This window comes from Psychrobacter sp. PP-21, from assembly GCF_033790785.1.
Taxonomy (GTDB): Bacteria; Pseudomonadota; Gammaproteobacteria; order Pseudomonadales; family Moraxellaceae; genus Psychrobacter.
On record NZ_JAMYEB010000029.1, the window covers coordinates 1 to 14,292 of the forward strand.

The following is a 14,292-nucleotide window of genomic DNA, read 5'->3' on the forward strand; positions in this document are numbered from 1 at the left end:
GCTATCTTTTTAACGGCTTCAGCTTTGAATGCTGCACTATAGGTTCTGATTTTCTTAGTCATGATAAACTCCTCATTGAGTCGTTAGTTTACCAAGTTTGGTTCTACAGTTTTTTCAGCATAGCTCATTACACGGTTGAAGTTAACGCCTTGGCGATTTTCTAAGTCACCTATGCGGTGATGAAGCTACCTGACCGCCCTATTAGTTTTGGCGCAATTTTCTAAGTCACCTATGCGGTGATGAAGATGCAATTTACGTTTAGATGAGCCTTGGCCTTTTTCTAAGTCACCTATGCGGTGATGAAGGGCTTCACGCCTATGCGCTCAAAACCTGAATGTTTCTAAGTCACCTATGCGGTGATGAAGAAAGCCAAGCTACCTGATAATCACTTTGATGTTTTCTAAGTCACCTATGCGGTGATGAAGCAAAACATTACTAAAACAAGCGAGGGTATTATTTTCTAAGTCACCTATGCGGTGATGAAGACGGTTATACGCTAAATACACTGACATCAAAATTTCTAAGTCACCTATGCGGTGATGAAGGATACAGCAACTGAGCTTAAGCGGCTCAATGATTTCTAAGTCACCTATGCGGTGATGAAGAGAAGGTTGCTCGCAAAGGCTGGAATGGTAACTTTCTAAGTCACCTATGCGGTGATGAAGAAGGCAAAGGCTACCGTTGATAGGATGGATAATTTCTAAGTCACCTATGCGGTGATGAAGGCAGGTGTTGCAGCTAACACAGCAGCGTATATTTTCTAAGTCACCTATGCGGTGATGAAGACCAAGCAAGACAACTTAAACATCACCCAGAGTTTCTAAGTCACCTATGCGGTGATGAAGGAGCAAGATTTGCACTATGGGAAAACGTGCTCTTTCTAAGTCACCTATGCGGTGATGAAGGGAGTTGGTGAGTTTAAAAGCACAGTTAATAATTTCTAAGTCACCTATGCGGTGATGAAGTACTGATCCATACCATCGTACCTGCTACTAGCTTTCTAAGTCACCTATGCGGTGATGAAGTTTCACGTTTACGATAATAAATACCACCGTTTTTTCTAAGTCACCTATGCGGTGATGAAGTACAACTATTTGAGGATTATTTAGTGATATATTTTCTAAGTCACCTATGCGGTGATGAAGGCTTTTGCCATGATTTGTAGCTAATCGACTCATTTCTAAGTCACCTATGCGGTGATGAAGTCAGCCCGCTTTGAAGAGTTCGAACAAAAGATTTTCTAAGTCACCTATGCGGTGATGAAGCAATCAACGAAACGATTGGTTATGCTTGGAGTTTTCTAAGTCACCTATGCGGTGATGAAGTCAAGCAGTCACGCGGTAAAGTGCAAATTGATTTTCTAAGTCACCTATGCGGTGATGAAGACAAAGACGGCGCTGCTACTTACACATTTGAATTTCTAAGTCACCTATGCGGTGATGAAGCTTGGTATTATCAATATAGTCGCCCTTATACCTTTCTAAGTCACCTATGCGGTGATGAAGGTCGCGCCTAGCTTGTCGCGCTCAGCTTTTAAGTTTCTAAGTCACCTATGCGGTGATGAAGCGTCGCCCTTTGGCAACTTAGCATCGCCTTTATTTCTAAGTCACCTATGCGGTGATGAAGAGCCATTGCCTGATTTTGCTTTTGCAATGGTCTTTCTAAGTCACCTATGCGGTGATGAAGTTTGTCCATATTGTGCTTGATGCAGTTAGTAATTTCTAAGTCACCTATGCGGTGATGAAGGACCTCGCTAGCGGTTAGGGGTTCGCCTTTATTTTCTAAGTCACCTATGCGGTGATGAAGGACGACAAAGAGTATCAGATGGTCGATGGATTTTTCTAAGTCACCTATGCGGTGATGAAGTTAGCCATTTCATTCTGTCACCTCATCTACAATTTCTAAGTCACCTATGCGGTGATGAAGGATACCACGGCGCAAAATGGCGCTTAGCCCCTTTTTCTAAGTCACCTATGCGGTGATGAAGTCCAACTATACATTACGCTCAACGCCCAATAGTTTCTAAGTCACCTATGCGGTGATGAAGCGCATTTTCCTCACACTTGGCATCATATTCAGTTTCTAAGTCACCTATGCGGTGATGAAGTGGGTTTTTATTCGACAAAGATGACAATCAATTTTCTAAGTCACCTATGCGGTGATGAAGAGTAGCGCCGCGCCTGGTGCGGCGTACTTCATTTTCTAAGTCACCTATGCGGTGATGAAGGAAGCAATGGCAAGGCTAGAGAAGGGTACAGCTTTCTAAGTCACCTATGCGGTGATGAAGTCCAATACATAAATTAGCCACTCTTAATGAGTTTTCTAAGTCACCTATGCGGTGATGAAGAACATTCTGCAAAACCGTCTTTAATCATGGATTTTCTAAGTCACCTATGCGGTGATGAAGGCAATACGTTTAGAGTATGGTCATTTTAACAATTTCTAAGTCACCTATGCGGTGATGAAGTATTCTTTGACCGCATCATGTCACGTATCTATTTTCTAAGTCACCTATGCGGTGATGAAGTCAGTCAGTGCAGCCGCGACCTTATTTAAGATTTTCTAAGTCACCTATGCGGTGATGAAGTATCTCACGGCTTACACGGCTTGCGTTTGATCTTTCTAAGTCACCTATGCGGTGATGAAGCAAGTATGCGCCCGTGTTGGTGGTGACCTTGATTTCTAAGTCACCTATGCGGTGATGAAGCGTTCATAATGAACTCCTAGTTGTTTTTTCGAGTTTCTAAGTCACCTATGCGGTGATGAAGAATCGATGTTCCAGCGGTACTTTTTGATATATTTTCTAAGTCACCTATGCGGTGATGAAGCGTGATTTGATTAACTTGGCGCAATGATTGTTTTTCTAAGTCACCTATGCGGTGATGAAGATAGCGTATCAGAACCAAGTTATGACCAGAACTTTCTAAGTCACCTATGCGGTGATGAAGTTAAAAACTGAGAAAACAGCTAATAAATTGATTTTCTAAGTCACCTATGCGGTGATGAAGAATGATGATAAAGACGCTACTTTTAAGCAACTTTTCTAAGTCACCTATGCGGTGATGAAGCTCGTTTTCGACCCAGCCAAACGTGTTGAAGTTTTCTAAGTCACCTATGCGGTGATGAAGTTACGCAGCGTGAAGATTTACCGCAACTGTTTTTTCTAAGTCACCTATGCGGTGATGAAGCTTATTTAAAGCCATTTTATAGCTTGGGCTTTTTTCTAAGTCACCTATGCGGTGATGAAGGTCTTAGTTTTTTCAAGACTGAATCTAGTTTTTTTCTAAGTCACCTATGCGGTGATGAAGGCCATTGGTGGTTCATAGTCCGACCTCCGACTTTTCTAAGTCACCTATGCGGTGATGAAGATATATATGACGCTATTACGCTATACAAAGATTTTCTAAGTCACCTATGCGGTGATGAAGAGCCATTGCCTGATTTAGCCTTTGCAATGGTCTTTCTAAGTCACCTATGCGGTGATGAAGTTTGCTGCGGTTGATGCGAATGGTTACTTGATTTTCTAAGTCACCTATGCGGTGATGAAGGCTGCACCTAGGTCGATTGGTTGATATTGATTTTTCTAAGTCACCTATGCGGTGATGAAGGACTTGTCATCATTTTTCTCTAGCACCGTATTTTTCTAAGTCACCTATGCGGTGATGAAGAGCAAGGAGCTGACAGGTAGTGATTTGTGCAGTTTCTAAGTCACCTATGCGGTGATGAAGGACCTGCACCTAAGTGCTATCGGTGGTCAATCTTTCTAAGTCACCTATGCGGTGATGAAGAACAACAAAGGGGAACCGCTAACCCAATCGGATTTCTAAGTCACCTATGCGGTGATGAAGGGCTAATACGATGACGCGCATAGCTAGATGGTTTTCTAAGTCACCTATGCGGTGATGAAGAGATTAACGGTGGTGGTCAACAAAACAATCAATTTCTAAGTCACCTATGCGGTGATGAAGACATAGCACCAAGCGTATGACTGTCAGCGTCATTTCTAAGTCACCTATGCGGTGATGAAGATTATGCGGTGGCACGGCCATGTGAGCTTTGATTTCTAAGTCACCTATGCGGTGATGAAGCATCGTTATAGCCAAGCAAGCTATGCGGAGTATTTCTAAGTCACCTATGCGGTGATGAAGGCTAGTAGCTCCTGTCTTTGTTCGTTGCTGATTTTCTAAGTCACCTATGCGGTGATGAAGGTGCAAGAGGCTAGCTTTCAGATGGGTTACAATTTCTAAGTCACCTATGCGGTGATGAAGTTACAAATAGCTACTGTATATTTCGACAGAGTTTTCTAAGTCACCTATGCGGTGATGAAGGACGAATACGTGCAGTCTGAGCAGTATCAAACTTTCTAAGTCACCTATGCGGTGATGAAGCCTTGTCCTCAATCGCCACATAACGCAATCTATTTCTAAGTCACCTATGCGGTGATGAAGTGGCTAATTTTTATCACGTTTGGCGCTCTTATTTTCTAAGTCACCTATGCGGTGATGAAGTAAACGAGCTGAGGCTCACTAAACAAGGAATGTTTCTAAGTCACCTATGCGGTGATGAAGAGTATTGCGACCAGATGGTATCAGACGGTCAATTTCTAAGTCACCTATGCGGTGATGAAGAGATTAAGTTTGATGCTAGTTATCACGAAGATTTTCTAAGTCACCTATGCGGTGATGAAGGCGACAGTCGTTAATGCCGAATTAACCAATAATTTCTAAGTCACCTATGCGGTGATGAAGCATATTTTTATGCTGCGACACCAAAGTATTTTTTTCTAAGTCACCTATGCGGTGATGAAGCATTTGCTGCATGGACGATGTAATCTGATAGCTTTCTAAGTCACCTATGCGGTGATGAAGGGTTATCTAGCGGTGATACGAAGTGGGTACAATTTCTAAGTCACCTATGCGGTGATGAAGAGGAATTATACCTCAAAAAAGTAAGTTATATGAAAGCGTAGAGGGCAAAAACCCTTGTTTTACCCTCCGTTTTTCGCTTTGATATAACTGTTTGATTTTTATGTGTATTTTTAAATAGCGCAAAAAAAGGGTTTTTATTCCCAATTTTTGGGTAATTCGTCATTACCATCAATTCAGATCACCAATGCGGAACGGTGACGCTATTTCTCATACCATTCATGCCATATACATTAAACAATCCTGATTTTGGCTCGCTACAAGATCGTTGTAAGACCTGTAAGCGGTAATCGCTATCATTGGTTTGACTGTGCATTTGAATAAAAGGCAATGGCATCTCAGGTTTGCGTTTTACGACAGTTATCATTGCTTCCTCATAAGTAATCGATAGCTTTTTCGCCAATGTTTGCGCCTGCACTTCTACAGGCTTAAAACGATAACGGTGTACGCTGACAGGGCTCGTTACTTTATCCTTAGGTACTTCTTTTACAGCTTTAATATGCACATAGTCGGTTAGCCTTGAGAGCCAATCGTCCAAATTTAAGGTTTCTAAATCTTGCTGACTGGGCGCAAAGACACGCAGCTTTAACCCAAGCTTGGACGATTTGCCTTTTTTATCATAATGATAATCAGGGAAGCTGACACCGATAGATTCGATACCATGCTTACTCTTTAGCTCAGCAAGCGCAATATGTATCTGATTGAACAGCTTACGCCAAATAAAGTAAGGTGCGATATCAGGGTCGGGGATGATGGTAAGCTCGCAGTAATGGGTCATGTGACTCATAAATTACTCCTTGCCACTGGCACCGAACACACCGCCACGGATAAGCACACCTATCACATAATGCTGCTGCTCAGCACTTGGCGCATCACCTTTGAGTACCCAGTTATCGAACAAGGTATAAAAATCCATTTTAGCTTTGGGTTGGCGGAACGCTGTACCTAGTGTGGTCACCGCGCCATAAGGTTCGATAGCGATAGGAAACTGGGCATCTGGATACCAAGTATCGATAGTACGAATAGCATTACTGATCTTTTGAGAATGCATACCTGCATTGTCTTCCGCGCCTTTTTTATCACTAACACGGTAGAGTACCTTGCTTTTTTTGCTACCTGTATCGAGGATCAGCTCTTGTGATGGGTATACCTCTTGACCATAGCCGATGACGGCATATGCTTCTACATATAGGATAGTAAATGCACTACCGTTTAATCCTGATTTGATCCACTCTGCTACTTGCTTAATAGTAGCATCATCATTCTCAAAACTTTTCAGATTATAAGTTTTTGCATCATCAATAGTCTGTGTTTGTTCATTGTATTTCACAGTCACTTTTATACTTTCAGTGCCCACGCGGTTGCGCCATAACCAACGGGCATTTAACACATTAATCGCATAGCGAAGTGCCAATTCATCCAGTCCTTGGTTATCAATATAGTCAGTAACGACTTGCTCTAGTGCTTGTTGATAGTCTTGGTTATTACAAACATTTGGCTTGCCTGTAAAAGGCAACACTTTTAGGCTAAAACGCGCGATTAAGGTATCGTTGTTTTCATCTAGTGATGCTGAATCCACCTTTTGTAAGTTGGCTTTTTCAGTTTCCGCATCGAGCTTGGCAGGATCATTGGTTATGGCGTTTTTTAAGCGATTGCTGATGGTACCGCGCACAGATTTTTCTTTGATAACCACAGGGGATCGAGCGCTGTTGTCACCGCCTTGGCTGTCCATTTGCCACAAATAAGCGTCAGACACATCAAGATTGCGTTCAAAGGCAAGAACAGAGGCGGTTTTTAGGGCAGTTTTTGACATAATATTCTCCGTGAGATAAAAATAATGAACCGTTAATTGAAAGTATTTAAAACGTTAAAAATAGCGTTAAGTATCATGCTGCTGAGTAGCTAGATATAGCGATTCATCAGCGCCGTGGTGGTAGCGCCAAAACGCATTAGCAATGTCGTTTTCACCACCGACACTGTTCAAACGCTGCGGATAGACCCATTTACCAAGACTATAAATCGCTTCGACATATTGACTGGGGTATTCAGGGTTTCGCACGTTTTGCATAGTGCCAGCTTCAAAAAGCTCAGAGATACCTTGATAGCCGATCGGCATTGGTACGAGCCAGCCGTGGCCTGTTTTACGCGTCATACGTGACCATTTGGTATCGCCATTTTTCTGGGCTTCAGGAATATGATGCAATGCGCAAACGTCTATCAACGCATCGAGTGGTGTCGCGTCTGGATTGTCGGCTTTTACCTCATCAATAATGTGGGCAAAGTCGCTTTGGGCGTCCATCAATACAAAAGCAGGTAGCAGATGTGGTATCACAGCGCTGATATCGCTACTGTCAAAAAATTGTACAGGCTCAAACCGTGCCAGTCCGCGTACGCTACCACCTGCCATGCGCTGCTGTTGAATCCATTGCTCGGTTTTTTGCATAGCAGTAGCTTGCAGCTCAGGCGTGAGTTTGGACTCTGCCAGCACTTCAACCACAAAAGTCATATTCAGGCGGCATTTGCCTTCTTCAATGATGGAGGCGGTTTTGCCGTCTTTTTTAATCGGATTACGCGTCTGATTAAAGGTATAATTATTATAAGAATTGGGACGATACATTTGCGGTTGACAGTCATGACAGGCAAGCAGCACGCCGCCTAAAGATACATCTGATAGCTCATCATCTTGTGCCATTTTGCGCGACATGGCATGAAAGCTACCCAAAAATCCCGTTATCGCAGGAAATCCGTAAGTGATAGGGCTTGAAATAGTATTTGCCGCATCAATCACCACTTTTTTAATCAGTAAATAGCCAACCACGCCAAGGTCATCATCATCGTCTATACGGCTCATAAAAACACTCCTTTGCCTGCGCGCTCATAGCGCTTTTTCATATCCTCAATCTCCCGCTCCCAGTCCAAATGCTCAGCGTCACCAAAATCATTAGCAATGGTTTTAAATTCAGTTTGCATCAAGGTGTTCAGCCAGCGTGCAAAGCTATGCACAATATCGCGATGCCAATCGTCTTCTTGCTCACGCTCAGCCTTAAAGTCCTCTTCACCTTCAAGATCAGCGCGTTTGGGATCTAGCCATAGCTTTTGGCTGTGATCAAGCTCATAATCCTTTGACCAGCCAGCTGGCATATTCGTGCGGATATCTTCGGCAGTTGCAAATACTTGATACAGCACCTCATCAATCGCCCGTTTGCGCGCCTCTCTGACATCAACGATATTGCGCGTATTTTTTATAGCTTTAAAAATGCTTTGAATGGCTTCGCGTGCGTTATATTCCATCGCCATACTAAAAATACTATTGGCAAATTTGGATAATTTAAAAGTGCGCTCTTGCTTGATGATGGGCGGTAATGAGGGCAGGAGGTAGTTTTTACCTCTTTGGCTACTCATATGTCTGCTGACACCTTGAGGATTACTACCGCCAATCGTAACAGTAGCGATATCTGATAATGTGACATAAGGCATTTTTTCAGCATTAACTAAAAAACGGTTTTTTCTAGCTGTTTTTACTGCATCTGAATACTTTATTTCTTGAACTTTCTCGTAAACTAAATTTGTTAAAGAAGAAGGGTAAAGAGGAACGATGCAAATATAAAAGTCACTGTCTTGATCAACAGCCCATAGCATTTGCTTGTTATATTCGCTAGTACAAGGTTTTGTTAGCTCACCTGTTAATAAGTTTCTAAAGATATGAAAATACTTTTCAGACTCTTCTTTATTTTTTGCAAGACTATGCTTAAAGTGAACATTATCTTCTATAATGTAGTCCATGATTTTCTTATCTTTACTCACATTGAAATCAAAAAATGAAAACAAGGGTAAAGCTGCTGCGTTACCGCTAGCGTCGATTTTAGGATTAAACAACGATTGATGACCTATAATTCCTTTAGGTAAGTTGTTATTCATCTCAAAATTAACGTTGTCACCTTTTGAGCTAGAGTGAACACCTTTTGAGATGTGCGTCCCAAAATTAAGCTGTTTTGCCATACGGTTTGCCGCATCAGGGATCCAAGTAGCGACGCTGTATTTTTTTTGTATTTCAGCAAGGGTGGCTTGTAGCTCAGCTACCTTTTTTTCATCACCACTCTCAATGGCTTTAGCGAGCTGTTTTTGCTGCGTTTCGGTTTTTTTATCATATAAGCTGGTTAGCGCAGCTCTTACTGCACCGCTTGCCAGCTCTGGGGACAGTTCAGTCAAAATTTAGCTCCTTATATATTGCACAAATGTTAGTATTTTTAGACATTAAAGCATGAAACTAGATATTAGTAAACCATGTTATAACTTGTATTATTAACAATGAGGTAGTAGATTATTTTATAAGAACACTCTGCTATAATTTACCTTCATCGTATAGGTGACTTAGAAAAGTCAACACCTGATAAGCAATATCGTAAACATTACCTTCATCGCATAGGTGACTTAGAAAATGTTATAACTGGTATTATCTTTCCCCACCGCATAGGTGGCTTGTATCAAAAGCACGGTTCGCGCCGTGCTTTTTTATGTCTATCTAAATGATCTATTGCCGCATAAAACCAAAAAACTCATGGAACGCCCAGCCTTTGCTGTTGCTAGATTTAATACTATCAAGTGATACCGATGAATAAGTAATGGCAAGTGAGCGCAGGCTTTTATCTGGCTGCGCGATTTGCATGTTTTGTAACGCCTCATTTAACGGGCTAGTCAGCCATGGTTTGACTTGCGGATGTTCAAAGTCAAAGGACAACGGGTAAATGGTTTGGTTTTGTGTGCTGGATTTGGCAAGTCCTTTTTCAAAAACGTCTTCGCTGTGATAAACATCAAACCCCAATGATGGAATCTCGGTATCCTCGTCATCATGTACCATGCGCGGTATGAGTAGCCAGTCGTCTTGTGGCGTCCCTGCTCTAAAGGGGCTAATTTGCTGTAGATAAGTATAAGTACGGTTGGCAGTGGCTTTACTGTCCCAATAGGCGTTGATATAGTTGAGTTTGGGGTTGTTTAACAAGTGGTGCATAACGCTATGCTCAAGGTCGCTCAACGTTTCTATTTTTGCATGTTTGGGTGCTTGGATTCTGGCTCTCGCGTCAACTTGGGCAAGTTGCTCTTGCGGCATGATTTGAGATAAATCATAGCTTGGCGGCTTAAACTGGGTGGTTTCAAATCCTGGGTGGGTAAAGATAGGGCGCTTGGCATTTGGGTATTTAAAATAGCGCAGATTGTATTGTAGCAACAGCATGTTGGATGTATCGGCGACTTTGTCAGGACGATGCCGCCAGACGCGCCCTGCCAGCTGAATGATAGAGCGCATGGATGAGGGTTCTACAATAGCCCAATCATAATCGTGGTCACGTCCGACTTCGGCAACAGGGGTTGCAAGTACTATAAAAATATGATTTTTGGCAGCATTATCGGTAATGGTTTGTTCAATTTCAGAATGGTCAAAAATGCTGACTTTACTATTGCTACGGTCTAAAATTCTATCGAGCTTATTTTCTAAAGCATTACGGAGTAGCAACAGCTGCTTGGCGTGATAGCAGGTCACATGTATGATTGTATTTGCAGGTACCGTTATGCCATTTGCTTGCAATAACTGCATGGCAATATGAGTAATGTTGCTGATATTGGCAACGCGAATGAGTCCAATGCTTGCCCGCACATCTTTATCAGCTTGAAGCTTATTATCAGATACTTCATGATACTTATAGTGCAGGCCTATGGCAGCATCAACCAATGTTTGCGCCAAAGCATTATAAAATTGGGGTGCTTTATCCTTAGTGTATTGAGCTGAAAAGGGTAGAATGTCGGCTTGACGTCTAATAGGTTGCTTGGCTAAATAGCTGGCACGCTTATCACAAAACTGCTCATGTCTGTTTTGAAAGTCGCTAATTTCACTGCACTGTTCAGACATCATTGCTTTGGGTTGTTCATCGAACCATGCGCAAACCACTTTTGGCGTAGGCTTATTTTGACTTTGATTAAATAGTTTACGTCCTTCCATATAGGCTTCAAATAGTCCTGTGACCAAATCAGGGGTCAAGGTCGCAGACGAAAGTAGGACTCGCGTACCAAACAGACCCGCAAGATGCACCAAACGCGACAGCGCAGGCAAGTCGGCTTGATCAAAGTCATCAGGCTCATCCAGTATCAAGTCACTACTAAGCAATCTCAGCATAGGGGCAATGTATTTGCCTCCGCGTTTGCATTCACTGGCTTGGATAATATGATCGACCGTACAGGTGACGATAGGGGCAAAAATTAAATCGCGCGCTTTAGGGCTAGCAATGACAGTATCGAGATTGAGTGCTTCATAGTCCTGATAATCAATTTCGCTATCGACGATCTCATCTAACAAATCCTCACTGGACTCACTACCAAAGGTTTCAGATTCGTTATCGGGCTCATTGTCTTTTTTATATTCGCCGATAATGTCGGTAAACGCTTCACTCTTGTTATCGTATGCCAGCTCAAACAGTTTTTTGTTGGCGCTACCACCGACTAGTATTGCCAGTTTATCGCCTTCTAACTTTAAGTTTTTGCGAAAGCTCAGGCCTGTTTGTAGCGTTAAAATGCGTAGGCCTAGGGCAATGGTAAAACGTGCACCTTTTTTTGGATCAGCTAGGGCGTACATGATACGTGCATTACCAATAGTTTTGCCTGCACCTGTCGATGCCATATTGACACCGAAGAACCCGTGCTCGCGTGTGGCTTCTTGCAAGCCATAAGTCATCTTAAAGGCTTGATTTTGCCATTTAAAACGCTCTATTCCAGTTGGTTTGGCTAATGGATCATGGTTACATAAGCGGGGCATTTCGCTTGCAATAATAGGTAGGACACGGCAAAAGTGCGCGGTGAATGCTCCAACACCTAATAAATGCTCCTCTAATGATTGTTTGACAGTATGAGTCTTGGCGGTGCGGTCGGTATTGGCGGCTAAGTTTTTAAAACTACTATCTACTTTGAGACAGCGATTATCGTCCTCTTTAAGACTAGAGTAATTGTGATCACCTACCATTAAGCACAGACGTGATAAATGTAGTAAGAATGGGTCGCTGATGGCTTTTTTAGACTCAAGCGCTTGCTGGCTTATTTGCAATAGTGCAGGATCATTTAAAGCTTTTTTAGACCAACGCTTGAGGTTCTTTTGCCACACTAGACTGTTTATCACCAATTGCTCAAACTGCCAAAAGTTTTTTAGTTGAGCGCCAGTCATCCCGCCTTCTTTAACTGATAGCAAGGATTTAGGGTTTTTTACCCAGTACTCAAAAGCTGTTAGGTTTTTATAGAACCCTTGTAAATCTTGCTTATAGGGCGGCTTTTCACGAGAATTTATAAGCTGCGCTCTTTGAATAGCCGTAAACGAGTAAAATACTTTATCAGCTGGTGGCAGGCGGTGGTGGGTGACAATCAGCCAAGCGACCCACTGGGCCAGTGGTGGCATCCCTTGTATATCAACGGTATTTTGATTCGTATTATCCAGCAGTTTCTCTATATCGTGGGTTTCTAACCACTTATCTAATTGCAGCAAACGGTTAAGCCATGCCTCATCAGTGGGGCAATCCGCTATCATCAGTTCAAACAGCTTTAATGATATCCATTCATGCCGATAAGAATCACCCTGTTTACTACCAACCATGAGCTTTTTTTGAAAGCCAATGGTGGATTTACCAATATCATGGAGCAAAGCGGCAATTGTCGCGATAATTTGGATGCTACTGGCATAGACCCAATCATTTTCCCATTCACTATGTAGGATGTTTCGTTTGGTACGGTTTACAGGCACCACGCCAACCTCATTAAACTTACGCTTATTGCCCACCACCCATACCAGTTCGGTCAGCTGGCGTGTCTTATTGCGATGACAGCTTACCGCCGTCGACTTTGTTGCTGACTGACGTAATAATTGCTTAACCGTTTTGAGACCTTCCTCAGTAATCGCCGTTTGCCAAACATTGTTACCGATACGGTTGGCGAAAGCGTCCAAAATACGCCTAGTGCGCCCTAGAGCCTTTTTTTTACATTGCGAGACAAAGATGACAATCATTTATGCCTCCCAATTTTTAGTCATAGCAATCTGCTTGACGACTTCAAACTGATAATCCAGTGCCTTATGCTTAGTAAACATATTCAGGCATTCTTGACGAAACTCCTGTTCACTCATGTTTTCGCTGGCACAGATAAAGGCGAGCGGTAACACTAAAGCGTCTTTGATAATATCGGCAATGTCGAACACCAATGCCCCGCGACGAGTCTTACCATGCATCACCGCAAAGCCGTGTGGAATACCGAGCGTCCAAGCCGTCGTTGCTCCAAGCCCATAAGCCAAGTAGTTACCGTGATTTAAGAAGCCATTGGCTTTATCGATACCGTCATGCTCACGAGTAAAGCCATCATAGCCTGTATTCTTTGCCGCTAGCTTGTATAGCTGCTTAGTCAAGCGAGCCTCAAGCTGGAGCAAATGCATAACCTCCGTCTGCTTATCGACTTGCCGAATATTATCCTTAAGCAGTTTTTGTACTGCATCGATATTGCTGTTAAAACCCCAGCGCTTAAAATCACTGTCTTTATTCCAAACCGTTTGTAGGTAAGCAAGGCGAGCAAGTTGCAAATGTTTAGCTGCTGCTAGACGCTTGTCATCATCCCACCACCAGCTCATCCAGCCTTGAATGTATTCAGTGGGACGGTATTCGCTTTGCGGTGTCATCCACTCGACATAAACTTCCCGTTCTGCGCCCATGAATAATGGCGAACCGCCACCACCGCAAAAACCGACTAAGACGCCAGCTTGTGAGAGTAGGCGCATCGCCGCTTGGGTGATCGATGTGCCTGTACCGAGAAGTATGGAAGTAGTATTGGCGATAGGGATGTTGTAATAAAGATTGGCTTTGTCATCCTCAGTGAGATACAAGACGCGGCCGTCTTTTTGCATAACGCGGCAGTGCGAGAGGTAATAGATATTGGCACGTTTGGAATGTAAGATGGTTTTAAGATCAGAGGAGGCAAAACTGTTATCAGTATAAGCATTAGTAGGTTTCGCCATTATCGTTCCGTCTATTAACAGTGAAAAAAATTTGAATATGAATTCACTTTAACGAAACTTTGTTTGTAAAACAACAGGTAGGGTTTTTAATACGACAACAAATGTCGTTAAAGATTTAAAAGGCAATAAAAAACCAGACAACCTAAGTTGTCTGGCAATAAATTATTTCTAAAAACCTATCTATCTACAATAAGCTGTCCACCAGAAAAGGGGAGTTTCCTAAAAACTGTGTAACTGCTTATAATCCATTAACAGGAGAATAAGCAATGACGACTCAATCTGACATTAAAAAACTAGCCGAGCAAATGGCTGGTAGCATGAACAGCTTCGATGACA

At 42.6% G+C, this 14,292-nt stretch carries 6 protein-coding genes, 1 pseudogene and 1 CRISPR repeat array; of the genes and pseudogenes, 1 reads left to right on the top strand and 6 read right to left on the bottom strand.

All coding sequences use genetic code 11. The features are described 5' to 3' along the window. The first annotated feature begins 157 nt into the window (after positions 1–157). Positions 158–4,928: direct repeats of the CRISPR family, unit length 28 nt; unit sequence TTTCTAAGTCACCTATGCGGTGATGAAG. Between the two features lie 178 nt (positions 4,929–5,106). The 6 genes from cas6f to cas1f all read right to left on the bottom strand — a co-directional run bounded on the left by cas6f (position 5,107) and on the right by cas1f (position 13,956). Then, on the bottom strand, positions 5,107–5,712 hold the full coding sequence (gene cas6f, locus NJD71_RS13010) for a type I-F CRISPR-associated endoribonuclease Cas6/Csy4 (RefSeq protein ID WP_319052347.1): 606 nt from the start codon (positions 5,710–5,712) through the stop codon (positions 5,107–5,109). Between the two features lie 3 nt (positions 5,713–5,715). After that, positions 5,716–6,738, bottom strand: a complete 1,023-nt coding sequence (csy3, locus tag NJD71_RS13015) for a type I-F CRISPR-associated protein Csy3 (RefSeq protein ID WP_319052348.1) — start codon at positions 6,736–6,738, stop codon at positions 5,716–5,718. 66 nt (positions 6,739–6,804) lie between these two features. Beyond that, the gene (gene csy2 / locus NJD71_RS13020) at positions 6,805–7,776 is read right to left on the bottom strand and encodes a type I-F CRISPR-associated protein Csy2 (protein WP_319052349.1); all 972 of its coding nucleotides are present in this window, start codon (positions 7,774–7,776) and stop codon (positions 6,805–6,807) included. Next, a complete protein-coding gene (gene csy1, locus NJD71_RS13025) occupies positions 7,773–9,134 on the bottom strand; it encodes a type I-F CRISPR-associated protein Csy1 (RefSeq protein WP_319052350.1) in 1,362 nt (453 codons plus the stop codon). The genes csy2 and csy1 overlap by 4 nt, the downstream gene beginning before the upstream one ends. 322 nt (positions 9,135–9,456) lie before the next feature. After that, positions 9,457–12,900 carry a type I-F CRISPR-associated helicase Cas3f gene (gene cas3f / locus NJD71_RS13030; RefSeq protein ID WP_442967689.1) on the bottom strand — a complete coding sequence of 1,148 codons (3,444 nt, stop codon included), beginning with the start codon at positions 12,898–12,900 and terminating at the stop codon, positions 9,457–9,459. 60 nt (positions 12,901–12,960) lie between these two features. Next, positions 12,961–13,956 (bottom strand): type I-F CRISPR-associated endonuclease Cas1f, encoded by a 996-nt coding sequence (gene cas1f, locus NJD71_RS13035; protein ID WP_319052352.1) that lies wholly within the window; start codon positions 13,954–13,956, stop codon positions 12,961–12,963. 266 nt (positions 13,957–14,222) lie between these two features. On the opposite strand from cas1f, the pseudogene NJD71_RS14035 reads away from it, so the two are divergent. Next, positions 14,223–14,292, top strand: a pseudogene (locus tag NJD71_RS14035) (transposase); the annotation flags it as partial.